23 protein-coding genes and 1 pseudogene are annotated in these 24,811 nt (G+C 67.2%); 15 read left to right on the top strand and 9 right to left on the bottom strand.

Going from position 1 to position 24,811, the window contains the following annotated elements:
- Positions 1-2: 2 nt before the first annotated feature.
- The 6 genes from AC5Y4T_RS02990 (at position 3) to AC5Y4T_RS03015 (ending at position 4,955) form a co-directional block, all read left to right on the top strand.
- Positions 3-1,451 (top strand): vWA domain-containing protein, encoded by a 1,449-nt coding sequence (locus tag AC5Y4T_RS02990; RefSeq protein WP_499950481.1) that lies wholly within the window; start codon positions 3-5, stop codon positions 1,449-1,451.
- Between the two features lie 200 nt (positions 1,452-1,651).
- Entirely contained in the window at positions 1,652-2,320 is a 669-nt protein-coding gene (nadD, locus tag AC5Y4T_RS02995; protein ID WP_499915405.1) for a nicotinate-nucleotide adenylyltransferase, read from the top strand.
- On the top strand, positions 2,317-2,712 hold the full coding sequence (gene rsfS, locus AC5Y4T_RS03000; RefSeq protein ID WP_499915407.1) for a ribosome silencing factor: 396 nt from the start codon (positions 2,317-2,319) through the stop codon (positions 2,710-2,712). Before nadD ends, rsfS begins: the two co-directional genes overlap by 4 nt.
- Positions 2,709-3,383: a glucosyl-3-phosphoglycerate phosphatase gene (gene gpgP, locus AC5Y4T_RS03005; protein ID WP_499915409.1), complete on the top strand. Its 675-nt coding sequence runs from the start codon at positions 2,709-2,711 to the stop codon at positions 3,381-3,383. The genes rsfS and gpgP overlap by 4 nt, the downstream gene beginning before the upstream one ends.
- Positions 3,373-4,116 carry a diglucosylglycerate octanoyltransferase gene (octT, locus tag AC5Y4T_RS03010; RefSeq protein WP_499915411.1) on the top strand — a complete coding sequence of 248 codons (744 nt, stop codon included), beginning with the start codon at positions 3,373-3,375 and terminating at the stop codon, positions 4,114-4,116. Before gpgP ends, octT begins: the two co-directional genes overlap by 11 nt.
- A 5-nt stretch (positions 4,117-4,121) precedes the next feature.
- Positions 4,122-4,955 (top strand): DegV family protein, encoded by an 834-nt coding sequence (locus AC5Y4T_RS03015; RefSeq protein WP_499915413.1) that lies wholly within the window; start codon positions 4,122-4,124, stop codon positions 4,953-4,955.
- Here the strand turns inward: AC5Y4T_RS03015 and AC5Y4T_RS03020 are convergent.
- The 6 genes from AC5Y4T_RS03020 to AC5Y4T_RS03045 form a co-directional block, all read right to left on the bottom strand.
- Complete coding sequence (locus AC5Y4T_RS03020; protein ID WP_499952047.1) at positions 4,952-7,852, bottom strand: MMPL/RND family transporter; 2,901 nt, start codon at positions 7,850-7,852, stop codon at positions 4,952-4,954. The two genes, AC5Y4T_RS03015 and AC5Y4T_RS03020, sit on opposite strands and share 4 nt — an antisense overlap.
- A complete protein-coding gene (locus tag AC5Y4T_RS03025; RefSeq protein ID WP_499950511.1) occupies positions 7,849-8,277 on the bottom strand; it encodes an MmpS family transport accessory protein in 429 nt (142 codons plus the stop codon). Before AC5Y4T_RS03025 ends, AC5Y4T_RS03020 begins: the two co-directional genes overlap by 4 nt.
- 178 nt (positions 8,278-8,455) lie before the next feature.
- Positions 8,456-9,517 (bottom strand): NAD(P)H-dependent amine dehydrogenase family protein, encoded by a 1,062-nt coding sequence (locus AC5Y4T_RS03030; RefSeq protein ID WP_499915416.1) that lies wholly within the window; start codon positions 9,515-9,517, stop codon positions 8,456-8,458.
- Between the two features lie 25 nt (positions 9,518-9,542).
- Complete coding sequence (locus AC5Y4T_RS03035) at positions 9,543-9,986, bottom strand: PPOX class F420-dependent oxidoreductase (protein ID WP_499952049.1); 444 nt, start codon at positions 9,984-9,986, stop codon at positions 9,543-9,545.
- 3 nt (positions 9,987-9,989) lie between these two features.
- The gene (locus AC5Y4T_RS03040; protein WP_499952051.1) at positions 9,990-11,096 is read right to left on the bottom strand and encodes an acyl-CoA dehydrogenase family protein; all 1,107 of its coding nucleotides are present in this window, start codon (positions 11,094-11,096) and stop codon (positions 9,990-9,992) included.
- 7 nt (positions 11,097-11,103) lie between these two features.
- A complete protein-coding gene (locus AC5Y4T_RS03045) occupies positions 11,104-12,264 on the bottom strand; it encodes an acyl-CoA dehydrogenase family protein (RefSeq protein ID WP_499952053.1) in 1,161 nt (386 codons plus the stop codon).
- A gap of 201 nt (positions 12,265-12,465) precedes the next feature.
- On the opposite strand from AC5Y4T_RS03045, the gene AC5Y4T_RS03050 reads away from it, so the two are divergent.
- From AC5Y4T_RS03050 to holA, 3 genes are all read left to right on the top strand, one after another.
- The gene (locus AC5Y4T_RS03050; protein ID WP_499915423.1) at positions 12,466-13,335 is read left to right on the top strand and encodes a ComEA family DNA-binding protein; all 870 of its coding nucleotides are present in this window, start codon (positions 12,466-12,468) and stop codon (positions 13,333-13,335) included.
- Positions 13,336-13,385: 50 nt separating this feature from the next.
- Positions 13,386-14,882: a ComEC/Rec2 family competence protein gene (locus tag AC5Y4T_RS03055; RefSeq protein ID WP_499915425.1), complete on the top strand. Its 1,497-nt coding sequence runs from the start codon at positions 13,386-13,388 to the stop codon at positions 14,880-14,882.
- 64 nt (positions 14,883-14,946) lie between these two features.
- Positions 14,947-15,915 (top strand): DNA polymerase III subunit delta, encoded by a 969-nt coding sequence (gene holA / locus AC5Y4T_RS03060; RefSeq protein WP_499915427.1) that lies wholly within the window; start codon positions 14,947-14,949, stop codon positions 15,913-15,915.
- A gap of 28 nt (positions 15,916-15,943) precedes the next feature.
- Here the strand turns inward: holA and rpsT are convergent, their stop codons facing one another.
- Positions 15,944-16,204: a 30S ribosomal protein S20 gene (rpsT, locus tag AC5Y4T_RS03065; protein WP_007769864.1), complete on the bottom strand. Its 261-nt coding sequence runs from the start codon at positions 16,202-16,204 to the stop codon at positions 15,944-15,946.
- 144 nt (positions 16,205-16,348) lie between these two features.
- Between rpsT and AC5Y4T_RS03070 the strand changes: the two genes are divergently transcribed.
- From AC5Y4T_RS03070 to AC5Y4T_RS03085, 4 genes are read left to right on the top strand one after another with little or no spacing between them, the layout of a single operon-like run.
- A complete protein-coding gene (locus tag AC5Y4T_RS03070; protein ID WP_499915430.1) occupies positions 16,349-18,034 on the top strand; it encodes a circularly permuted type 2 ATP-grasp protein in 1,686 nt (561 codons plus the stop codon).
- Positions 18,021-18,998 carry an alpha-E domain-containing protein gene (locus AC5Y4T_RS03075; RefSeq protein WP_499915432.1) on the top strand — a complete coding sequence of 326 codons (978 nt, stop codon included), beginning with the start codon at positions 18,021-18,023 and terminating at the stop codon, positions 18,996-18,998. Before AC5Y4T_RS03070 ends, AC5Y4T_RS03075 begins: the two co-directional genes overlap by 14 nt.
- Positions 18,998-19,837 carry a transglutaminase family protein gene (locus tag AC5Y4T_RS03080; RefSeq protein WP_499915434.1) on the top strand — a complete coding sequence of 280 codons (840 nt, stop codon included), beginning with the start codon at positions 18,998-19,000 and terminating at the stop codon, positions 19,835-19,837. Before AC5Y4T_RS03075 ends, AC5Y4T_RS03080 begins: the two co-directional genes overlap by 1 nt.
- 38 nt (positions 19,838-19,875) lie before the next feature.
- On the top strand, positions 19,876-20,577 hold the full coding sequence (locus AC5Y4T_RS03085) for a hypothetical protein (RefSeq protein WP_499915436.1): 702 nt from the start codon (positions 19,876-19,878) through the stop codon (positions 20,575-20,577).
- 11 nt (positions 20,578-20,588) lie between these two features.
- On the opposite strand, the gene AC5Y4T_RS03090 is transcribed toward AC5Y4T_RS03085, so the two are convergent.
- Positions 20,589-21,431: a ribonuclease Z gene (locus AC5Y4T_RS03090; RefSeq protein ID WP_499915438.1), complete on the bottom strand. Its 843-nt coding sequence runs from the start codon at positions 21,429-21,431 to the stop codon at positions 20,589-20,591.
- Between the two features lie 168 nt (positions 21,432-21,599).
- Here AC5Y4T_RS03090 and AC5Y4T_RS03095 point away from each other — a divergent pair, with 168 nt between their 5' ends.
- Positions 21,600-22,028 (top strand): CBS domain-containing protein, encoded by a 429-nt coding sequence (locus tag AC5Y4T_RS03095; protein ID WP_499915440.1) that lies wholly within the window; start codon positions 21,600-21,602, stop codon positions 22,026-22,028.
- Between the two features lie 176 nt (positions 22,029-22,204).
- On the opposite strand, the gene AC5Y4T_RS03100 is transcribed toward AC5Y4T_RS03095, so the two are convergent.
- Positions 22,205-22,807 carry a type II toxin-antitoxin system PemK/MazF family toxin gene (locus AC5Y4T_RS03100; RefSeq protein WP_499915442.1) on the bottom strand — a complete coding sequence of 201 codons (603 nt, stop codon included), beginning with the start codon at positions 22,805-22,807 and terminating at the stop codon, positions 22,205-22,207.
- Between AC5Y4T_RS03100 and lepA the strand changes: the two are divergent.
- Positions 22,789-24,811, top strand: a pseudogene (lepA, locus tag AC5Y4T_RS03105) (translation elongation factor 4). The gene AC5Y4T_RS03100 and the pseudogene lepA overlap by 19 nt on opposite strands.

Consider the following 24,811-nt stretch of genomic DNA (forward strand, 5'->3'; position numbering starts at 1 on the left):
TGATGGCCACCCGCCGCACTCGCCCCTCCCGGCCGCTCGCCCCGCACGGGCTGCCCGGTCACTTGGTGGGATTCGTGGAAGCGCTTCGCGGGGCCGGGATTTCGGTCGGGCCGTCGGAGACGGTGGATGCGGGCCGGGTGATGGCGACGCTCGGCCTGGGTGACCGGAAGGTGCTGCGGGAGGGCTTGGCGTGCGCGGTGTTGCGCCGGTCCGATCACCGCGAGACCTATGACGCCATGTTCGACCTGTGGTTCCCGGCGGCGCTGGGCGCACGCGCGGTGGTCACCGACGACGAGGCCAACGAATCGCCCGACGACAACGCGCTGCCGCCCGACGATGTCGAGGCGATGCGCCAAATGCTGGTGGACCTGCTGACCGAGAACCCCGATCTCGCCGACATGGACGAGCGCCTGGTCGCGATGATCGCCCGGATCGTTGAGGCCTACGGCAAATACAGCTCCAGTCGCGGCCCGTCCTTCTCGTCGTATCAGGCGCTCAAGGCGATGGCGCTGGACGAGCTCGAGGGCAAGCTGCTGGCGGGGCTGCTCGCCTCGTACGGCGACGAGCCCACTCCCAGCCAGGAGGAGATCGCCAAAGCGCTTGCCGCGCAGCGCATCACCCAATTGCGCAAGATGGTCGATTCCGAGACCAAACGGCGCACGGCGGAGCAGTTGGGTCGCGATCACGTCCAGATGTACGGCATTCCACAGCTTTCCGAGAACGTGGAATTCCTGCGCGCTTCCGGTGAGCAGCTGCGCCAGATGCGCCGGGTGGTCGCTCCGCTGGCCCGAACTCTGGCGACCCGGCTGGCGGCCCGCCGACGGCGCGCCCGGGCCGGGTCGATCGATATGCGCAAGACGTTGCGCAAGTCGATGTCCACCGGCGGGGTTCCGATCGACGTGGTGCTGGCCAAGCCGCGTCCGGCACGCCCGGAGCTGGTGGTGCTGTGCGACGTGTCCGGCTCGGTCGCCGGGTTCAGCCACTTCACCCTGCTCCTGGTACATGCTCTGCGCCAACAATTCTCGCGTGTTCGCGTGTTCGCCTTCATCGACACCACCGACGAGGTGACCCACATGTTCGGCCCGGAAGCCGACTTGGCCGTGGCCATTCAGCGGATCACCCGGGAGTCGGGCGTTTACAGTCGCGACGGCCATTCCGATTACGGCAACGCGTTCGCGTCGTTCATTCAGGCGTTCCCCAATGTGCTGTCACCGCGTACCTCGCTGCTGGTGCTCGGGGACGGCCGCACCAATTACCGCAACCCGGAGACCGAGCTGCTGTCGCACATGGTGACCGCCAGCAGGCATGCCCATTGGCTGAACCCCGAGCCCAAGCACCTCTGGGGCAGCGGCGACTCGGCGGTGCCGCGCTATCAAGACGTCATCCCGATGCACGAGTGCAGGTCGGCCAAGCAGCTGGCCGCGGTGATCGACCAGCTGCTGCCGGTGTAGGCGCGGGCGTCCCGTCGTTATCCGCTCCCGGAGCCCCTTCGCGTTGCCCAGCGTCACGCCAGCGTGACCGCGAGAGCAGAGCGTCACACCAGCGTGACGCACGCAGCGGGCGTTGCGCTCACGCCCGAGGCTGGTGTGGCGCATGTGACCAACGCCTGGGAAATCCGGCCGTAACGCCGGCTCAAGTAAGCTGGCAAATCGTGCAAAAGCAGCTTCGCAGGCTAGGGGTGATGGGTGGGACGTTCGACCCCATCCATTACGGCCACCTGGTTGCCGCGAGTGAGGTCGCCGACCTGTTCGACCTCGACCAAGTGGTGTTCGTGCCCGGCGGGCAGCCGTGGCAGAAGGAGCGGCACGTTTCTGCTGCCGAGGACCGCTACCTGATGACGGTGATCGCCACGGCGTCCAATCCCCGCTTCTCGGTCAGCCGGGTCGACATCGACCGCGCCGGGCCCACCTACACCAAGGACACTCTGCGCGATCTGCACGCCCTCAACCCGGACTCCGAGCTGTACTTCATCACGGGGGCGGACGCGCTGGCCTCGATCCTGTCGTGGCAGGGCTGGGAGACGGCGTTCGAGCTGGCGCGCTTCGTCGGGGTCAGCCGGCCCGGCTACGAGCTGCGGCGCGAACACATCACCGGGGTGCTGGGCGAGCTGCCGGACCATGCGCTGACCCTGGTCGAGATCCCGGCGCTGGCCATCTCTTCGACCGATTGCCGTCGCCGCGCCGCCCAGCGGCGGCCGCTGTGGTACCTGATGCCCGACGGCGTCGTGCAGTACGTCTCCAAACGCCGGCTCTACCGCGACGACGACGGGCCGCCGGTGGTCGTGAACGAAAGTCGCCTGCACACAGGGGAACACCCATGAGCGCCACCGACGAGGCCATCGACATGGCGACGGTCGCCGCCGGCGCCGCCGCCGCGAAGCTGGCCGACGACGTCGTCGTCATCGACGTCTCCGCCCAGCTCGCCATCACGGACTGCTTCGTGATCGCCTCGGCGTCCAACGAGCGGCAGGTCAACGCCATCGTCGACGAGGTCGAGGAGAAGATGCGCAAGGCCGGTTACAAGCCGGCCCGTCGCGAGGGCACCCGGGAAGGCCGCTGGACGCTGCTGGACTATCGCGACATCGTCGTACACATCCAGCACCAGGAAGACCGGGACTTCTATGCCCTGGACCGGTTGTGGAGCGACTGCCCGGTGGTGCCGGTAGACCTGGACGAGGGCCGTGACGACTCCGAAGAGCCGGGCGCGCAATGAGGATACGTCGTCTGATCATGTTGCGGCACGGGCAAACCGAGTTCAACGCCGGCAGCCGGATGCAGGGCCAGCTGGATTCCGAACTCAGTGAACTCGGGCGGGCGCAGGCCGTTGCGGCCGCCGAGGTGCTGGGCAAGCTGCAGCCGTTGCTGATCGCATCGTCGGATCTGCATCGCGCCTATGACACCGCGCTCAGGCTGGGTGAGGTGACCGGCGTGCCGATCCGGGTGGACCAGCGGTTGCGAGAAACCCATCTCGGCGACTGGCAGGGGATGACCCACACCGAGGTCGACGCGCAGGCCCCCGGTGCGCGGCTGGCCTGGCGCGAAGACGCCACCTGGGCGCCGCACGGCGGCGAGAGCAGGGTCGACGTCGCGGCGCGCAGCGTGCCGTTGGTCGCCGAACTGGTTGCCGGCGAGCGGGAATGGGGTGATCCCGACGGGCCGGATCGCCCGGTGGTGCTGGTGGCCCACGGCGGTCTGATCGCCGCGCTGTCGGCCGCGCTGCTGAAGCTTCCGGTCGCCAACTGGCCGATTCTGGGCGGCATGGGCAATGCCAGCTGGGTGCAACTTTCCGGGCACAACGACGATCCCGCCGACGAATTCGACAGCATACGTTGGCGTCTCGATGTGTGGAACGCTTCGGCGCAGGTGTCCAACGATGTCCTCTGAGCAGCGGCCGAAGCCCACACTGCTGATTTTCGCCGACTCGTTGGCCTATTACGGGCCCACCGGGGGCCTTCCCGCAGACGATCCCCGCATTTGGCCGAACATTGTTGCGGCACAACTTGGTTGGGATGTCGAGTTGATTGGCCGCATCGGTTGGACGTGCCGCGACATCTGGTGGGCCGCGACCCAGGACCCGCGGGCCTGGGCGGCGCTTCCGCGGGCCGGCGCGGTCATCTTCGCCACCGGCGGCATGGATTCGCTGCCGTCGGTGCTGCCCACCGCGCTGCGCGAGCTGATCCGGTACGTGCGGCCACCCTGGCTGCGGCGCTGGGTACGTGACGGCTATGGCTGGCTGCAACCCAGGCTCTCGCCGATCGCCAGGCCGGCGCTGCCTCCGCACCTGAGTGCTGATTATCTCGAACAGACCCGTGGCGCAATCGATTTCAACCGACCCGGTATCCCGATCGTGGCCTCGCTGCCGTCGGTGCATATCGCCGACACCTACGGCCGCGCCCACCACGGACGTGCGGGGACGGTGGCCGCCATCACCGAATGGGCGCAAAACCACGAGGTGCCCTTGGTCGATCTCAAAGCCGCTGTCGCCGAGCAGATTATGAGTGGCCGGGGAAACCCCGACGGCATTCACTGGAATTTCGAGGCTCACCAGGCGGTCGCGGAGTTGATGCTCAAGGCGCTGGCCGAAGCCGGGGTACCCAACGAGAAACCTCGCGGGTAGCGCTCGTGGCTGTCGTGGTGGTGACCGACTCGTCGGCGCGCGTGCCGGCCGAGCTGCTCGAGAAGTGGGGGATACGCGTCGTTCCGCTGCACATCCTGCTCGACGGCAATGACCTGCGCGATGGTGTCGACGACGTTCCCGACGACATCTACAAGCTGGCGGCCACGACCGCGGCCGCCACTCCGGCCGAACTGGCCGACGTGTACCAGCAGGCACTGGCCGACAGCGGCGCGGACGGGGTGGTGGCCGTCCACATTTCCGCTGCGCTGTCGGGCACCTGCCGGGCCGCCGAACGCACGGCCGCCGATCTCGATCCGAACGTGTGCGTCGTCGACTCCAAGTCAGCCGCGATGGGCACCGGTTTCGTCGCTTTGGCCGCGGCGCGGGCCGCGGCCGACGGTGGCGACGTCGAGACCGTCGCGGCCGCGGCGCGCGCGGCCGTGGACCGCGGACATGCGTTCATCGTCGTGCACCGGCTGGACAACCTGCGCCGCAGCGGACGCATCGGCGGGGCGAAGGCCTGGCTGGGCACCGCGCTTGCGCTCAAGCCCCTGTTGCGGATCGATGACGGCAAACTCGTTCTGGCCCAACGGGTCCGCACGGTGAGCCATGCGACGGAGACGATGATCGACCGCGTCTGTCAAGTCGTCGGGCAGCATGCCGCCGCGCTGGCGGTGCACCATGTCAACAACCCGGACGGCGCACGAGAGGTGGCGACGACGCTGGGCGAACGGCTGCCGGCGTGCGAGCCGGCCATCATCACCGAACTGGGGCCGGTGCTCGCGTTGCATGTCGGCGCGGGCGCCGTCGCGGTGAGCCTAAGCCTCCCAGCGGATTAGGCGCTCACCGGCCGTCGCGCGTTGTCACCCCGCGGGTGCACGACTTGCGGCCACCAGAACCACCGTCCGAGCAGAGTGGCGATCGAGGGCATCAGCAACGTGCGCACGATCAGCGTGTCGAGCAGCAGGCCGATGCACACGGTCGACCCGAACTGACCGAGCACGCGCAGATCGCTGCCCAGCATCGACGCCATGGTGAAGGCGAACACCAGACCCGCGGCCGTCACCACACCACCCGTGCCGGCCATCGATCGGATGATCCCCGTCTTGAGTCCGCGATGGATCTCTTCACGGAACCGGGAGACCAGTAGCAGGTTGTAGTCCGACCCGACGGCCAGCAGGATGATGACCGACAGCGCCATCACGATCCAGTGGATCCGGATGCCGAACAAGTCCTGCCAAATCAACACGGACAGACCGAACGACGCTGCGATCGAGCTGGCCGCCGTGCCGACGATCACCAGCGCGGCCACCACACTTCGAGTCAGCAGCAGCATGATCATGAAGATCAGGGTCAGGGCCGACACCACCGCGATCATCAGGTCGTACTTCTCGCCGTCGGCCATGTCCTTGAAGGTTGCGGCGGTGCCGCCGAGATAGACCCTGGCATCCGACAGCGAGGACTGCTTCAACCCCTCCTGCGCCGCGGTGCGTTCGGCGTCGACCCGCGCGATGCCTTCCGGAGACATCGGGTCGCCCTGATGGGTGATGAAGAACCGCGCCGACTTGCCGTCCGGCGACAGGAACATGCGAAGACCCGTCTGGAAGTCCGGGTTGTCAAACGCTTCTGGCGGCAGGTAGAAGAAGTCGTCGTTCTTGGAGTTGTCGAAGCTTTGCCCCATCACGATGGCGGTGTTGCTCATCGCCTCCATCTGGTTGATCATCGCCTGGAACGTCTGGTAGAGCGTCAGCGTGATGCCCCTGGTGTTCTTCAGCGTGTTGATCAGTATCGGAAACAGCGCATTCAGGTCGTGTGTGGCCTTGGCGGTGTGCGCGATATCGGTGGTGAGGTAGTGGAACTGCTCGGCGAGCTGGTCGAACCCGTCGAACGTGTCGAAGAGGGACCGCAGCCCGATGCACAACGGAATGTCGTAGCAGTGCTTCTCCCAGTAGAAGTACGTGCGCACCGGCCGGAAGGTGTCGTCGAAATCCGCGATGTGGTCGCGCAGGGTGTCGGTGATCTGCGACGTCACCGCCGTGGTCTTCGCGCTGTCGTCGGCGGCGCCCGCCAGGTCTAGCGACACCTCGTACTGGCGCTGCGTGGTGTCGATCTGGGTTTGCAGGTCGTCGGCCATCTTCAGGATGTCGTTCATCCGCTCCTTGAGGAAGCCCATGTTCTGCATCGTGGTCTGGCTTTGGACGCTGTTCTGGAACGGAATCGAGCTGTGCTGGATCGGAATGCCCAGTGGCCGCGTGATGTCCTGGACCATGGCGATGCCGAGGGTGCGCATCTCGTTTTTGGCCACCCGGTCCAACACCAGCATGTCCGCCGGGTTACGCATGTCGTGGTCAGATTCGACCATCAACAGGTCGGGGTTCATCCGTGCCTCGGAGAAATGCCGGTTCGCGGCCTCCTGTCCTTGGTTGGACGGGGCCGACAGCGGCAGGTAATGGCGGTCGTTGTAGCTCGTGTGGAAGCTCGGCAGGGCGATCATGCCGACCAGCACGATCGCTGCGCTGACCGCCAAAATCGGTGCGGGCCAACGCACGACGGCGGTGCCGACCCGACGCCACAGCCGACCGCGCTTGGCCTGCCGTTCGAAGAGGTGGAAGCGACTTCCGACGAAGACCACCGCCGGGCCCAGCGTGATGCCGGCCAGCACGACCACCAGCATGCCGATCGCCACGGGCGCGCCCATGGTGTTGAACCACGGCAACCGCGAAAAACTCAGGCAATAGGTCGCGCCCGCAATCGTCAGGCCCGATCCCAAGACGACCGGGGCGACGCCCTTGAATGTGGTGTAGTACGCAGTTTCTCGGTCCTCGCCCGCGGCCAACGCCTCCTGGTATCGGCCGACGAGGAAGATTCCGTAGTCGGTTCCCGCGGCGATCGCCAGCATGGTGAGGATGTTGGCGGCGAAGGTGGTGAGCCCGAATGCGTTGTGGTAGGCGAGAACCGCGACGACCCCGCGCGAACAGGCCAGCGCGACAAAGGTCATGAACAGCTGCACGAGCGTGGTGACGATCGACCGGTAGACCAACAGCAACATGATCGCGATGGCGCCCAGGGTGAACAGCGTGATCTTGGCCAGGCTGGCGTTACCGATGATGTGCATGTCGTCGGACAGTGCCGCGGGACCGGTGACGTAGGCCTTGACGCCGGGCGGCGCCTTGTTCTCGTCGATGACCTTGCGAACGGCGTCCACCGACTCGTTGGCCAGCGTCGTGCCCTGGTTACCGGCGAGGTTCACCTGTACATACGCGCTCTTGGCGTCGGCGCTCTGCGCGCCGGCGGCGGTGAGCCGGTCGCCCCAGAAGTCCTGGATGTGCTGAATGTGCTTGGGGTCCTGGCGGAGTTGCCGGATCAGCTTGTCGTAGTACTGGTGCGCGTCCGGGCCCAGCGGGTGCTGACCCTCCAGGACGATCATGACGGTGCTGTTGGAGTCGAACTCGTGGAAGTTGTGGCCCAGGCGCATCATCGCCTTCATCGACGGCGCGTCCAGCGGTGTCATCGGCGCCGAGTGCGCCTCGCCGACCTTCTCCAGGGTGGGAACGATGACGTTCACCAACACGGTGACGGCCACCCAACCCAAAATGATCGGTATCGCGAAGATGCGGATCGCGTGGGGCAGGTAAGGCCGGTGGCCCCGTTCGGCCTTGGACAGGCGTCCAGTTTTGATCGGGCCGGTGTCGGCGGCGCTCAGGTCGCGCTCGGTCTTGCTGTTCACTTCGCTCATGCGGACTTCACCAGGCAGAAGGTCTGGGCGTTATGGCCATCGGAGTTCTGGTTGTCGCGGACGATGCCGTCCACGGTGATCTTGCAGCTGATGGTGCTGCCGTCGCTCTGCGCCATGATGTTGGCGCTCACCGACGGCAGCGTGGTGGAGATCGTGGTCGACCACGGCAGCGGGGCGTTGTTGACCTGATGCGTGTTGGCGTTTTCGTCCCAGTAGTTGATGTTCGCGGTCGTACCCGGGGAGCCGGAGATTTCGTAAACGACGACCTTCGGGTTGAACTGCACGATGTCGATTCCCTTGCCGGCGTTCGCGTTGAGATCTTCCGAACCGAAGATCCTGTGCAGCCGCGACACGATCAGCGCCGAGGTCGCCAGAACGACCACCAGCACCAGCGGGATCCACCCGTGTTTGAGCGCGCGGGTCAAGAAGCCGGGGCGGGAATCTGAGTCTGGACTAGTCACCACCTGACCGCCTTCCGCAAAGCTCACCAACCGTCGCCGACGACACCACTGTCAACGGAACATTTGCTCGGTTAGGGATACTAACCTTAGTGCACGCAAGCGTTCCTCCCGGGGCCGCCTGTTGTGGCGAACGGCATAGCCGCTAGGGGGCCAGCCGACCGGTGACCGGAGGCAAATCCGCCAGCGTCACGATCCCGGCCGGGGCGGCCACCACCGCCGGGACGGCATTGGTGACCGGCATGGCGGTGTAGATCATTCCCAGTCCCATGAACCCGGGCTCCGTCCAATCCTTGGGCGGCAGGCAGTGCAACACGGTCCGCATGTTGGGCAACCCGAAGACCTGAATGACATGGCCGTGCTCGAGTGGCTTGGGCGGGACGACGTGGCTGCCCATGGTCCAGTTGAATCCGACGCTGACGACGTTGCGGTCGCCGACCCAGCCGCGGTGGTATCCGTAGACGCTGCCGACCGTTCCGGCGGGGATCTTCATGAAGCCCAGATCGGAGTCACCGGTGGCCGCGGTGAAGGTGACGTCGAAGGTCATCTTGTCCAGCTTCGCGCCGATCGCGTCGGCCATCATCGCGGCCGATTCCGCGAAGACCTCGCTTTCCCGCCGCACGTTTTCGGCCAGCCCAGGGGTATCGGGATCTTGCGAAAAACCCATCGCCGTCTGGGTTTCCGCCGACTCGTAGGTCGAGCAGTCGACCGACTCGGTGATCCGGATCTCGTCGACGCGCTCGCACGAGGCGGACAAAACCATGCCCACCATATTCGTCATGCCCGGGTGCGCTCCGCTGCCGAAGATCGTCGAATTGCCCTTCTGGCAGGCATCCTCGATGCGTTTGCGGTCCTGCGGCGTCTGCTTGCCGCCGGTGATCCACGCGGCGCTGGTGCACACGTTGACTCCCGATTCCAGCAGCCGCACCAACTCGTCGATGTTGGGCCACAACGGGTTATAGCAACACGCGTCGGCGCCCAGGGCCAGCAGCGCGTCGATGTCGTTGGTCGCCCGCACCCCGGTCGGTTCCGGCCAGCCCGCCAGATCGGCGGCGTCGACGCCGACCTTGTCGGCGCCATGCGCATACACCCCGGCCAGTTCCAAGTCAGGCCGCCCGATGATGGCGTGCAGGGAACGGCGCCCGATGTTTCCCGTCGTCCACTGGATCACCCGCAGCGGACGGTCCGTGCTTGCCTTGCTGCTCATCGCGGCTCCTTTGCCGTGGGGCGAACTAGTTGCTGATGTCGAATCCCGCGTTGACCTTGGTCGGGCGCACCCGCACCACTAATTCACCGGGAACGGCGTTGCGACGGCCGAATTCTTCGGCGCGGTCGGCACCCATGTAGCGGCGCCCCGTGCGGGTGGCGATGTCCAGCACGTCCTGCACGTCCTCGCTGACCGCGGCCACGCCCTGAACCTGGACGAACGAGTACGGCGGGTGGGGGTCGTCAACGCAGATCACCACTCGCGAATCCCGAGCCAGGGCACGGCCTTTCGACGTGTCGCGCCCGGTGTTGAAGGCCAGTTCAGCGCCGTCTTGCCCGACGTCGACCACGAACCACACCGGCGCGACCAGCGGCCGGCCGTCGGCGGCGACGTAGCCCAGCATCCCGGTGCGGGTGCCGGCCGATAGGAACTCGATGACCCTCTGGCTTAATTCCGCGCGTTCGGCCATGCCTTAAAGACGGGCCAAGTCGTAGTCGCCGACATGATCAATCAGGTTGTGCAGGTGCTCGCCCGAGGTGCCCAGGGTGTTTTCGATCGCGGTGAGCCGGGCGGCGTAGTGGCTGACCGGGTATTCCGCCGTCACCCCGATGCCGCCATGCATCTGGACCGACTCCTGCGCGATGTGCCGGCCCGAGCGACCGATCTGCAGTTTGGCCCGCGAGGCGATCAACGGGTCGAGCTTGCCGTCGGCGATCGACATGGCCGCGTACAGGGTCATGCTGCGCGCCATCTCCAGCGACACGTACATGTCCGCGGCGCGCTGTGTGAGCGCCTGGAACTTGTTGAGCGTGACACCGAATTGCTTGCGGGTCTTGAGGTAATCGGTGGTCAGGCGCAGCGATTCCTCCATTGCCCCAAGCGCTTCGGCGCACAGCGCCGACTGAATGCGCACAACTGCGTCGCGGATGGCACCCGACACGTCGCCTGCTTCGCCGAGGGGTTCGGCGGCGGTGGAATCCAGGTCGATCTGGGCGCCGCGCTGTCCGTCGAACGTCCGGTACGGGTGCCTGGTCACCGATGCCGCATCGACCAGGAACAGCCCCGTGCCGCCGTTCGGCAAGCCGGCACTGACCACCAAGGTGTCGGCGCAGTCCCCGGCTAGCACCGGGTTCTTGCGTCCGGTCAGCGTCCACGAATCCCCTTGCTGCGCAGCCTTGGTGCTCACCTCGGCGGACGGCTTGCGCTGGCCCGGCTCGAGGTGGGCGAACGCCAGCAGCCGCTGTCCGCCAGCGACCTCCTCGAGCAGTTGCTTCTGCTCAGCGCTGCCCAGCTCGGCGATCAGCGCACCGGGCCCCAGCGCGGCATGCAGCACCGGTTCGGGGGCCAGTCGGCGCCCGATTTCGTGAAGCACCACCATGATCTCGATCTGGCCGGACTCCTCGGGCTCGAAGCCGAGACCCAGAATGCCGGTGTCGGCGAGCTGATTCCACACCTCGCGGCTCCAGCCGAGATCGGAGCCGATGATCTTGTTGCGGCTTTCCGGGTCATAGGTGCGCGACAACAGGTCGCGGGTGGTGTCGCGGAGCAGGGCTTGCTCGTCGCTCAACTGAAAGTCCATGGCTGCCTCACAATCCCAGAATCGTCGACGCGATGATGTTGCGCTGCACCTCGCTGCTACCGCCGTAGATCGACGTCTTGCGATAGTTGAGGTAGTGCGGCGCACTGTGTTGCGCCCAGGGCGGCGACGAAATGTCTTCGCCGTCGGCCGGCAGCGCATCCGGCCCGGCCACCTCGACGAGCAGTTCGGTGGCGACCTGCTGCAGTTGGCTGCCGCGCAGCTTGAGCACCGACGAGGCGGGGTTGGGCTGCCCGTCCGCGGAGTCCGTGACCACTCGCGACTGCGTGAGTTCCAGTGCCAGCAGCTCGTTTTCGGCCTCGGCCAGCCGCGCCGCGAACAGCGGGTCGTTGAGCACCCCGGTAGCCGTGGCGTGCTTCTTCACCTCGGCGAGGCGCACCTTGGTCCGCCCCACGCCGGCGATGCCGGTGCGCTCGTTGCCCAGCAGGAACTTGGCGTACGTCCAGCCCTGGTTCTCTTCTCCGACAAGCTGATTGGCGGGCACCCGGACGTCTTCGAAGAAGACCTCGTTGATCTCTTGTCCGCCGTCGATCGTCTTGATGGGCCGCAGGGTGATGCCCGGCGTATCCATGTCGAACAGCAGGAACGAAATGCCGGCCTGCCGCTTGGGCGCCTGCGGATCGGTGCGGACCAGGCAGAAGATCCAGTCCGCGTATTGGCCGAGCGTGGTCCAGGTCTTCTGGCCGTTGACGACGTAGTTGTCGCCGTCGCGGACCGCGGTGGTACGCAGGGACGCCAGGTCCGAGCCGGCCTCGGGCTCCGAAAAGCCCTGGCACCACCAGATGTCGAGGCTGGCCGTCGGGGGCAGGAAGCGTTGTTTGACCTCCTCCGAACCGAATTCGGCGATCACCGGGCCCACCATTTTGGTGTTGAAGTTCAGCGGCTCGGGCACGCACGCCAGCTGCATCTCGTCGGCCCAGATCTGGTGCTGGGTCGGCGTCCAGTCCTTGCCGCCCCACTCGACTGGCCAGTTCGGTACCGCCAAGCCGTGCTCGTGCAGGATCTTGTGGCTGGTGACGATGTCCTCGTGGATCACTGCCGCCGACCCCTGGCGCACCCGCTCGCGCAGCTCCTCGGGAATCTTGGTGGTGTAGATGTTGCGAAGCTCGTCGCGGAACGCGGCTTCCTCGGGTGTGAGCGCCAGTTGCATCGGCAGCCTCCTGTCGTTTCGGGTGAGGTGTGACCACGCAGCGCCCAGAGCTGCTTTCTGGCGATGCCGGTCGTTCGCTCGACTTCCATCTTGACCCATCCCTCGCGGACTCTGTGCACAGCCTCGGGTTAATCCACAGATCGGCCCGGTGGCGCCGCTGAGCGATGCCGTCGGGGCGGTGCGCGGACCTACCGTCGGCCCATGCGAACAGAACTTCCGGCGGAGCGCCTACAGCGACGGCTCAACGCTGAACCGGAGACCGAAGCGCCCGTCGAGCCCGGCGACGCGCCCTCGGCCTCGACGGAGGAGGCTCGCGATGACGACCAGAATTCGCTGTTGCCGCGGTGGCTCCCCGACGCGTCGCAGGACCGCGGCTGGGTGGCCAGGGTGCGTGCCGACCCCGGACGGGCCGGCGCCATCGGGTTGGCGATCGTGGCGGCGCTGGCGGTGCTGGTCACGGTGTTCACATTGCTGCGCGACCGCCCGGCGCCGGTGATGTCGGCCAAGCTGCCACCGGTGGAGAAGGTCTCGACGGCCGGCCCCAGGTCATCGGCCGGCCCGGGTGCCGCACAGCCGCCGAGTCCCGACCGCCCGGTGGTGGTCAGCGTGGTCGGCCTGGTGCACTCGCCGGGTCTGGTGACCCTCGCACCGGGCGCGCGCATCGCCGATGCGCTGTCGGCCGCCGGCGGCGCCGTGGACGGCGCGGACACCATCGGATTGAACATGGCCCGGCCGGTCGGTGACGGCGAACAGATCGTGGTGGGTCTCGCCCCGGTTCCCGGGCAGCCGACGGCGCTGGGCAGTTCGGTGGCAACCGGAACGACACCCACATCGAAGGCACCGCCATCGGCGCCGGGGTCGGTCAAGCCGAAGCCCGGCCAGACCGTCGACCTGAACACCGCGACCGCTCAGCAACTCGACGATCTTCCCGGGGTCGGACCGGTCACCGCGGCCGCGATCGTGGCGTGGCGGCAATCCAACGGCAAATTCACCAGCGTCGACCAGCTCGCCGAAGTCGAGGGCATCGGGCCGGCGCGGCTGGAGAAGCTGCGCGCCCTCGTCCGTGTCTGACCCCGGTGGTTCATCCCGGACCGGGCGAATCGCCTTCCGAGCATGCCGATGTGCGCCTGGTGCCGGCCGCGTTGACCTGTTGGGTGGTGACCGCCGGCGGGGTCTGGTGGCAGGCCGGCCCGATGCTCGCCTGGTGCTGCGTCGGGTGGATTGCCGCGTCCGGTGCGCTGGCGTGGCGTGCGGCGCACCGGCCCGGCCGGAATGCGCGGCTGCGATCGATCAGCGCCGGCCTCGCGGCGGTCGGTGTGGTGGGGGCGGGGTACGGCTTCGCCATCGCGCTGCGCACCGACGCCGTCGTTCACCACCCGATCACCGCGGCCTTCGGCAGCAGCGCCCAAGTCACGGTCACCCCCACCGAGAGCACGGTGTCGCTGGGCAGCAGCCGGTTGATGTTTCGCGCCACCCTGCAGCGCTTGCGCACCGCCGAAACATCCGGCCGGGTGGTCGTTTTCGCGCGCGCCTCGGACTTCGCCGCCGTGGTGGTAGGCCAGCCGGTGCAGTTCACCGCGCGCATCACCCGGCCGACCCGTCGCGACTTGACGGTCGCGGTGCTCAACGCATCGGGGCGGCCGACCATGGGCGCCGCAAGCGCCGTGCAGCGGGCCGCGCACGGGGTGCGCGACCGATTCGCCGTCGCCGCCCGCGACGCGCTGCCCGGCGAGCAGGCAGCGATGCTGCCCGCGCTGGTGCTAGGCGACACCTCGGCGGTGCCGGGCGACATCAACCGCGATTTTCGCGCGGCCGGCATGACGCACCTGATGGCCGTGTCGGGCGCGAACGTGATGATCGTGTGTGGCGCGGTGCTGTTCTCGGCGCGGTTGATCGGCCCGCGGGCGGCTGTCGCGCTTGCCGCGCTGGCCCTGGTGGCCTTCGTCATCGTCGTGCAGCCCACGGCGAGTGTGTTGCGGGCGGCGGTGATGAGTGCCATCGCGCTGGCGGGCATGTTGTCTTCACGCCGGCGCCAGGCCATTCCGGCCCTGGCCGCCACGGTGCTGGTGCTGCTCGCCGTTGCCCCCGCGCTGGCCGTTGACGTGGGGTTCGCGCTGTCCGTGGTCGCCACCGCCGCGCTGGTCGTCATCGCGCCGGTCTGGTCGCGGCGCCTGGTCGGCAAGGGATGGCCCAAGCCGCTGGCCGATGCGCTGGCCGTCGCCTGGGCCGCGCAGGTGGTGACCGCGCCTCTGGTGGCGGCGATCTCGGGCCGATTCAGTGTGGTTGCCGCGCTCGCGAACCTCGTGGTGGCCGCCGTCATCGCGCCGATCACGGTGTTAGGCACCGCCGCGGCCGCGGTGTGCGGGATATGGCCGGGCGCCGCGCGGCTGCTGATCCGGTTCACCGGTCCCGAGTTGTGGTGGGTGGACCAAGTCGCCCGCTGCGCTGCCAACATGCCGGGCGCGACCTTGCCGGTGCCGCAGGGTGTGCCCGGCACGATGATCGTCGGCGGGGTCACGGTGCTGGCGGTGGTGTTGTGGCGGTGGCGGCCTTTCCGCGTCGTGGGGGCAGTGGCGGCGCTGACCGGGCTGGCCTGGGCGCTGTCCGGGCTGTGGTAGCACGGATTGCTGAGCCGTTGGATCCCCGGGCGGCGCAGTCGGTGGGGCGTGACACCATCGTGGGGTGAGCGAGGTTTCGCCGTTGCACCTGGTCCTGGGAGACGAGGAACTGCTGGTCGAGCGGGCGGTGGCTAACGTTTTGCGGTCGGCGCGCAAACGGGCCGGCACCGACGACGTTCCGGTCAACCGAATGCGCGCCGGCGATGTCAGCACGTATGAGCTCGCCGAGCTGCTGAGTCCGTCATTGTTCGCCGACGAACGCATCGTCGTGCTCGAGGCCGCCGGCGAAGCCGGCAAAGACGCTGCGGCGGTGATCGTTTCGGCCGCGAGTGACATGCCGACGGGCGTGGTGCTGGTCGTGGTGCACTCGGGTGGCGGGCGAGCCAAGGCGCTGGCCACCGAGCTGCAATCCCTGGGCGCCGAGGTGCATGCGTGCGCGCGGATCACCAAACTCAGCGAACGGATCGACTTCGTCCGCAAGGAATTTCGCGGTTTGCGGGTCAAGGCCGACGAGGACACGGTGACCGCGATGCTGGATTCGGTCGGTTCTGATCTGCGGGAGCTGGCTTCTGCCTGCTCCCAGTTGGTGGCCGACACCGGCGGGCTGGTCGACGCCGCTGCGGTGCGCCGCTATCACAGCGGCAGGGCCGAGGTGAAGGGCTTCGACATCGCGGACAAGGCGGTGACCGGCGACATCGAAGGAGCCGCCGAGGCGCTGCGGTGGGCGATGATGCGGGGGGAGCCACTGGTGGTGCTGGCCGATGCGCTTGCTGAGGCGATCCACACGATCGGCCGGGTCGGCCCCCTGTCAGGTGATCCCTACCGGCTCGCGTCACAGCTCGGGATGCCGCCTTGGCGGGTGCAGAAGGCCCAGAAACAGGCGCGGCGTTGGTCGAATGACTCGGTGGCCTCGGCGATGAAGGTGGTGGCGGCGCTCAACGCGAACGTCAAGGGAGCGGTGGTGGACGCCGACTACGCCCTGGAATCCGCGGTAAGGCAGGTTGCCGAGCTGGCCGCCCAGCGCGGTCGCTAGAGGGTGGGCGTCGCTGGCCGGTAAGGCCTCAGATTTTGTTGAGGGCCTGCGCCAGCGCCGACTTCTTGTTCGCCGCCTGGTTCTTGTGGATGACGCCCTTGCTGGCGGCCTTGTCCAGCTTGCGGTTGGTCGACACCAGCAACTCGGCGGCCTTCTCCTTGTCGCCGGCGTGGGCGGCCTCGCGGAAGGCGCGGACAGCGGTACGCAGCGACGACTTCACCGACTTGTTGCGCAGGCGAGCGCGCTCGTTCGTCTTGTTGCGCTTCTGCTGCGACTTGATGTTGGCCACGCTGGAGTTCCTTCTTCGATTAGACGTTTTGTGGGGCGCCGGATATCACCACAGCGATTGCCCAGGTTATCAGTGAGTTACGTTTTCTCCCAAAACGGGAACACGTGGGCTGCCAGAACGTCGACTTGAGGCAGCATCTGAACAGTGAGTCTTACGAACCAGCTTGACGACACCAAGCGGGGTTTTCGCGCTGCCCGTTCTGAACGCATTTTCGGCGGGTACAACGGGTCTTCGGACGCCTACGAGATGGCGTTCGACGAGATGTTCGATGCTCAGGGCGCCGTCCGCGGCCCGTACCGGGGTATCTACGCCGAGCTCGCGCCGTCGGACGCCTCGGAGCTGAGGGCTCGCGCCGAGGCGCTCTCCCGCGCCTTCCTCGACCAGGGGATCACCTTCTCGCTATCGGGCCAGGAGCGGCCGTTTCCGCTGGACCTGGTGCCGCGGGTGATCTCGGCGGCCGACTGGATGCGCCTGGAACGCGGCATCACCCAGCGGGTCAAGGCGCTCGAGATGTACCTCGATGACATCTACGGCGACCAGGAAATACTGAACGACAGTGTCATCCCGCGCCGGCTGATCACCTCTTGTGAACATTTCCACCGCCAGGCGATGGGCATCGTCCCACCCAACGGGGTGCGCATCCACGTCGCCGGCATCGACCTGATCCGCGATGACAAGGGCGTCTGGCGGGTTCTCGAGGACAACCTGCGCTCGCCGTCCGGTGTGTCCTACGTGATGGAGAACCGGCGCACCATGGCGCGCGTCTTTCCCAACCTGTTCGCCACCCACCGGGTGCGTGCGGTCGACGACTACGCCTCGCACCTGCTGCGCGCTTTGCGCAACTCCGCGGCCACCAACGAGGCGGATCCGACCGTGGTGGTGCTGACCCCGGGCGTCTACAACTCGGCCTATTTCGAGCATTCGCTGCTGGCCCGCCAGATGGGCGTCGAGCTGGTCGAAGGGCGCGACCTGTTCTGCCGCGACAACCAGGTGTACATGCGCACCACCGAGGGCGAACGTCAGGTCGACGTCATCTATCGGCGCATCGACGACGCCTTCCTGGACCCGCTGCAGTTCCGCGCCGACTCGGTGCTGGGCGTGGCCGGCCTGGTCAACGCGGCCCGCGCCGGCAACGTCTCCATCTCCAGCGCGATCGGCAACGGCGTCGGGGACGACAAACTCGTCTACACCTACGTCCCCACGATGATCGAGTACTACCTGGGCGAAAAACCCCTGCTGGCCAACGTCGAGACGTTGCGCTGCTGGCTCGACGACGAGCGTGAAGAGGTGCTGGACCGCATCGACGAGCTGGTTCTCAAGCCGGTGGAGGGATCCGGAGGCTATGGCATCGTGTTCGGTCCGGAGGCCTCGGAGAAGGAGCTGGCCGCCGCCGCCAAGAAGGTGCGCGACGATCCCCGGAGCTGGATCGCGCAGCCGATGATGGAGCTGTCGACGGTCCCGACGCAGATCGGCAACACCCTGGCCCCCCGCTACGTCGATCTGCGACCGTTCGCGGTCAACGACGGCAACGACGTGTGGGTGCTGCCCGGCGGGCTGAGCAGGGTGGCCCTGGTCGAGGGGTCGCGGGTGGTCAACTCCAGCCAGGGCGGAGGCTCCAAGGACACGTGGGTGTTGGCGTCGCGGGCGGCGGCCGGCGACCACGAACTCGAGGCGGCGGAGGTGGTGCGTTCGCTGCCCGCCTCGATGCCCGACCCGTTGGAAGAAGCGCAACGGCTGACATCTCAGCAGGCGCAACCCACCGAACTGCCCCAGCGCGAGCAGCTCGAGCAGCAGCAACAACAAAGGGCGGTGCACGATGCTGGCACGTAACGCCGAGGCGCTGTACTGGATCGGCCGTTACGTCGAGCGCGCCGACGACACCGCCCGCATCCTGGACGTGGCGCTGCACCAGTTGCTCGAGGATTCCAGCGTCGACCCGGACCAGGCATCGCGCCTGCTGCTGCGGGTGCTCGGCATCGACCCACCGGATCACCACCTGGACGTGTGGTCCTTGACCGACCTGGTGGCCTACAGCACCAACGCCCAGGGTGGCTGCTCGATCGTCGACGCCATCACCTCGGCACGAGAAAACGCGAAATCGGCGCGCGAGGTGACCTCCAGCGAGATCTGGGAGTGTCTCAACACCACCTATCACGCCCTGCCAGAGCGGGAACGGGCCGCCAAACGCCTTGGGCCGCATGACTTCTTGTCGTTCATCGAGCGTCGTGCTGCGATGTTCGCCGGCCTGGCGGACTCGACGCTGTCCCGCGACGACGGCTACCGGTTCATGGTGCTGGGCCGGGCGATCGAACGGGTCGACATGACGGTGCGGCTGCTGCTGTCGCGTGTCGGTGACAGCGCCTCGTCCCCGGCGTGGGTCACGCTGTTGCGTTCGGCCGGCGCCCACGACACCTACCTGCGCACCTACCGCGGTGTGCTGGACGCGGGCCGGGTGGTCGAATTCATGTTGCTGGACCGGCTGTTTCCGCGTTCGGTGTTCTACTCGCTGCGGCTCGCCGAACACAATCTCGACGAACTGGTCCACAACCGGCAGAGCCGGATCGGGGCCACCGCCGAGGCGCAGCGGCTGCTCGGCCAGGCCCGCAGCGAGTTGGAGTTCGTCCAGCCCGGCGTGCTACTGGAATCGTTGGAAAGCCGGCTGGCCGGGCTGCAGCGGACCTGCCGTGACGTCGGCGAGGCGTTGGCGCTGCAGTACTTTCACGTCACGCCCTGGGTGGCGTGGTCGGATGCGGGGCAGCGCGCCCGGCTGGTCAGCAGGAAGGGGGACGGCTGATGTGGCGGCTGCGGGTGGTGCACACCACCGGATACGCCTACCAGTCGCCGGTGACCGCCTCTTACAACGAGGCTCGCCTGACCCCGCGGTCGAACACCCGGCAGAACGTGATCCTCAACCGCGTCGAAACCATCCCCGCGACGCGGTCCTACCGCTACATCGACTACTGGGGCACCGCGGTCACCGCTTTCGACCTGCACGCGCCGCACACCGATCTCACGGTGATGTCGTCCTCGGTCGTCGAAACCGAGCGGGCCGAGCCACTCTCGACGGATGTGGACTGGAGCGACCTGCAATCGGAGACGGTGATCGATCGCTACGACGACCTGCTTCGCCCCACCGAGCATGCCCCGGCCAGCAAGCGCGTCGCGTCGGTTGGCAAGAAGATCAGCAAAACCCACAAGCCGGCCGAAGCCGTTGTGGCGGCAGCCGATTGGGTACGCAACGAATTGGAATACCTTCCGGGGACCACCAGCGTGCACTCGTCCGGGCTGGACGCGCTGAAGGCGGGCAAGGGTGTCTGCCAGGACTTCGTGCACCTGTCGCTGATGTTGTTGCGCAGCATGGGAATTCCTGCGCATTACGTATCGGGCTATCTGCATCCCAAACGCGATGCCGTGGTCGGGGACACCGTAGACGGGCGAAGCCACGCCTGGATCGAGGCGTGGACGGGCGCGTGGTGGAGCTATGACCCCACCAACGCCACCGAGATCACCGAGCAGTACGTGGGCGTGGGCGCGGGCCGCGACTACGCCGACGTCTCCCCGTTGAAGGGCATCTACTCCGGGGAGGGCGCCACCGACCTCGACGTGATCGTGGAGGTAACTCGGCTCGCCTAGCCGGGGTGATACTCAGGCACGGGGATAGCGTTGCGGGAATGAACGATTCGGCCGGGGTCGCGGCTCGGCGCGACGGGAACCCAAGTCGTAGCGGGTGGCCCCTTGCGCCGCTGTCCCTGGGCTGCATCGCGCTGCTCGTCGGCGGCATCGCCATCGGGGTCGCCGTAGGCGGCGTCATGCCGTTGCCATACGGCCCGCCGGCCGCCGTCACGAACTACGTCCGGGCTCAGCCGGCGGCCGTACGGATCATCGCCGTCGGGACGTTTGTGTCCTCGGTGCCGCTGGCGCTCTACGGTGCGATCGCCGGTGCCCGGTTGCGGCAACTCGGGGCGAGGGCCGGATCCGCGTCGGTCGCGCTGACCGGTGGCGTCCTGGCCGCCGGTGCGCTCGGCCTGGCCGGGCTGCTGGGCTGGACGTTGTCGATACCGGAAGTGGGGGCGAACCAGGCATTGGTGAGGGCGCTTTACTTGCTGGTGTTTCTCACAGGCGGTCCGGCGCACATCGTGGCGTTGGGCCTGCTGGTCGGCGCGATCGCGGCCTCCGGGAGGGCAGTGCTGCCCAAACCGCTCGCCGGGATCGGTTTGGCGACGGCCGTTCTCGCCGAGGCGGCGGCGGTGGTGCTGATCTGGCCGGCGCTAGGCGTCATTTTGCCGGTCGCGCGGGTGCTGGCGCTGACCTGGATGATGGTGGCAAGCTTTGCGTTATCCCCTGCGGCGCAACGAGGTTCGGCAGACCGATAAAGCGGCGGCCGTCACGTGTGTGCGTCGATCTGGACCCGGTGCAAATCGTCACCGAGTTCGATGCGTCCACCGAAATTCGTGGCCGCCAGCGCACGCCATTGTTCTTCCTGGCCGGGCACCGGTGCGGGGACGTAATGCGTCATCACCAGGGTGGCCACCCCGGCCCGGGCCGCGGTCGCCGCCGCTTCCTCCACCGACGAGTGGTAGTCACAGATGTCCTGCAGCCGCTGCTGGGGGATGGTGGCGACGATGTCCTTGCGGATAACGGTGTGCACCAGCGCGTCGGCACCTGCCGCCAGCTCGTCCAGGCCGGCGCACGGGACGGTGTCACCGGCGAGCACCACCGAGGCGCCCTGATATTCGACCCGAAAGCCGATGGTCGGGGACACCGGCCGGTGGTCGGTGGGGGCCGTGCGAATGGTTACCCCGTCGCGATCCCAGACGGGGCCCTCGGTGTATTCGTGGACGTCCACCGCCGGCGGCTCGCTGATGTCCTGGTGGTGGGCGATCCGGTAGCCGATGTCGTGGCGGAACGCGTTCAACGTCGCCGCGACCGCCTCGGCGGTGCCGGGGGGTCCGATGATGGGCAGCGGCGGGGGATTGGGCGTGAAAGTGCTGATCCACCGGGTGATGAGCACGTCGCCGAGGTCTCCGATGTGGTCGCTGTGCAGGTGGGTGAGTAGCAACGCCGACAATCCGGCCGCGCCGACCCCTACTGCGGCGGCGCGCTGCAGCACGCCGCGCCCGCAATCGACCAGGAACGCCTGCCCTCCGGCGCGCACCAGGGTTGAGGGTCCGGCGCGGTTCGGATCGGGGATCGGACTTCCGGTACCCAGCAGCGTGACCTCGATCATGGCCCTATCTTGCAAGCCCCGGCGTGCCCGCAGGGGTCCAATCGCCCGATCAGCGGCGCTTTCACCGATTTGGACACGATCTGTTTGCAGGTTCTCTTGGCGGCTTTCCCGCCGCGCGAGGAAGCCGTAGCCTGATGTGAAGCGGATCACAACCCGGCTGGAGGCCCCATGCGGATAGCGGACGTCTTGCGGAACAAGGGCGCGGCGGTGGTGACCATCAACCCGGACGCGACGGTTCGCGAGCTGCTTGCGGGGCTGAGCGACCAGAACATCGGCGCCATGGTGGTGGTCGGCGACGAGGGTGTGGTGGGCATCGTGTCGGAACGCGACGTGGTGCGCCAGCTGCATACGCACGGCGCCAGCGTGCTGTCTCGCCCGGTATCCAAGATCATGACCTCGATGCTGGCGACCTGCAGCAAGACCGACGAGGTCGACGCCATCAGCGTGTTGATGACCAAGAACCGGGTGCGGCACGTGCCGGTCCTGGACGGCAAGAAGCTGATCGGCATCGTCAGCATCGGTGACGTGGTGAAGACCCGGCTGGAAGAACTCGAGGCAGAGCAGCGGCAGCTGCAGTCCTACATCACCCAGGGCTGAACGAGCGCTTCTCCGGCGCCACTCGCGCGGCGCCACTCGGCCGGCCCCACTCGCGCGGCTCCGCTCGCCGGCGTCACTCGCCGAACGTGCACTCACGGCGAAAATCTCGGCGTTTTCTCGCCCTGAATGCACGCTCGGCGGCGCACTAACGCCCTGAGTGCACGCTCGGCGGCGCACTAGCGCCAGGAGTACTCGGCACGCAGCCGCGCGGCGACCACATCGAAGATCTCGCGATCCAGGATGGCTCCTTCACGCCGAATGCCCTCTTCGGGCACGTCGAGCACCCGGTCCAGCCGGACCCAACTTCGTCTGCCCTCGTAATCCCAAGGGCCAGAACCGATTCCAACCCAGTCGTGATCCGCGGCGTGACGCTCCTGGCTGGACACCATCAACCCCAGCAAGACGCTGCGGTCCCGTCCCACCACCAGGACGGGGCGGTCCTTGCCCCGGGTGGGGTCGTCCTCGTAGACCACCCACGTCCAGACGATCTCGCCCGGATCGGCCCGGCCGTCCAGGCTCGGCGCGTACACCAGCTTGCGGGCCCGCTGCGCGGTCGGCAGGCTGGCGTTGGTCACCGGCCGGCCGGTGACGGGCGTATCGGCGGGTGCCGGCGACACCGCGGCGATCACGTTCGCGGTGATCCGCACCGCCTGCTGCAGCTCACGCAGCACGGTTTGGGAATTCTGCACCTGCCGGGCCAGGCGAGGGGCGTTGTTGAACACCAGATTCTCGGCGAACCGCTGAAACGTCTTCCACTGGGATTTCCGGGGGGACGCCATATTCGCAGCATAGACGCGAGGGGCGGGGTGCGATTGTGTCCAAGTAGGTCAGCGCGGCCCGGTCTGGATACGCTGGACATACCCGCGAACCGCCTTAGAAACGGCGGCAAAGCACCCCGTCAAGCTTGCACGCACCAGGAGATTCCCATCAGCAGTTTCGCCGACAAGACCTTCACAGCGCCGGCGCAGATTCGGAACTTCTGCATCATCGCCCACATCGACCACGGCAAGTCCACGCTCGCCGACCGGATGCTCCAGCTCACCGGCGTCGTCGACGAGCGGTCGATGCGCGCCCAGTATCTGGACCGGATGGACATCGAGCGCGAGCGGGGGATCACCATCAAGGCCCAGAACGTGCGCCTGCCGTGGAAAGTCACCGGCGGCCCCGACGCCGGAAAAGATTACGTGCTGCACCTGATCGACACCCCCGGCCACGTCGACTTCACCTACGAGGTGTCGCGCGCGCTGGAGGCATGCGAGGGCGCGGTGCTGCTGGTCGACGCCGCACAGGGCATCGAGGCGCAGACCCTCGCCAACCTCTACTTGGCGCTGGACCGCGACCTGCACATCATTCCGGTGCTGAACAAGATCGACCTGCCGGCGGCCGACCCGGATCGCTACGCCGCCGAGATCGCCCACATCATCGGTTGCGAGCCGGGCGACGTGCTGCGGGTCTCCGGCAAGACCGGAGACGGCGTCGCCGACCTGCTCGATCACGTGGTGCGCGAGGTGCCACCCCCGCAGGGTGAGGCCGACGCGCCGCTGCGCGCCATGATCTTCGACTCCGTCTACGACATCTACCGCGGTGTGGTGACCTACGTCCGGGTGGTCGACGGCAAGATCACCCCGCGCGAGCGCATCGCGATGATGTCCACCGGCGCCACCCACGAACTGCTCGAGGTCGGCATCGTCTCGCCGGAGCCGAAGGCCAGCGACGGCCTGGGCGTGGGGGAAGTGGGTTACCTCATCACCGGCGTCAAAGACGTCCGCCAATCCAAGGTGGGTGACACCGTGACGACGGCACGCCACGGTGCCGCCGAAGCGCTGACCGGATACCGCGAACCCAAGCCGATGGTCTACTCAGGCCTGTATCCGGTGGACGGTTCGGACTACCCGGTTCTGCGCGACGCCCTGGACCGCCTGCAACTCAACGACGCCGCCCTGACCTACGAGCCGGAGACATCGGTGGCGCTGGGCTTTGGATTCCGTTGCGGCTTCTTGGGTCTGCTGCACATGGAGATCACCCGTGAGCGCCTGGAGCGCGAGTTCAATCTGGACCTGATCTCGACGTCGCCCAACGTGGTCTATCGCGTGATCAAGGAGGACAGCACCGAGATCTGGGTGACCAACCCGTCGGACTGGCCGGAGGGCAAGATCCGCGAGGTATACGAGCCGGTGGTCAAGACCACGATCATCGCCCCCAGCGAATTCATCGGCACCATCATGGAACTGTGCCAGTCGCGTCGCGGCGAGCTGGGCGGCATGGATTACCTGTCACCCGAACGGGTCGAGTTGCGCTACACCATGCCGTTGGGCGAGATCATCTTCGACTTCTTCGACTCGCTGAAGTCGCGCACCCGGGGCTACGCCAGCCTCGACTACGAGGAGGCCGGCGAGCAAGAGGCTCAACTGGTCAAGGTCGACATCCTGTTGCAGGGCGAGGCGGTCGACGCGTTCAGCGCGATCGTTCATAAGGACGGGGCATCGGCCTACGGCAACAAGATGACCACCAAGCTCAAAGAGCTCATCCCGCGCCAGCAGTTCGAGGTGCCCGTCCAGGCCGCCATCGGATCGAAAATCATTGCGCGCGAGAACATCCGCGCGATCCGCAAGGACGTGTTGTCCAAGTGCTACGGCGGCGACATCACCCGTAAACGCAAGCTTCTGGAAAAGCAGAAGGAAGGCAAGAAGCGGATGAAGACCATCGGGCGCGTCGATGTGCCACAGGAGGCGTTCGTCGCGGCGCTTTCCGCCGACGCCGCGGGGGACAAGGGCAAGAAATAA

Source organism: Mycobacterium sp. NGS11, from assembly GCF_059813315.1.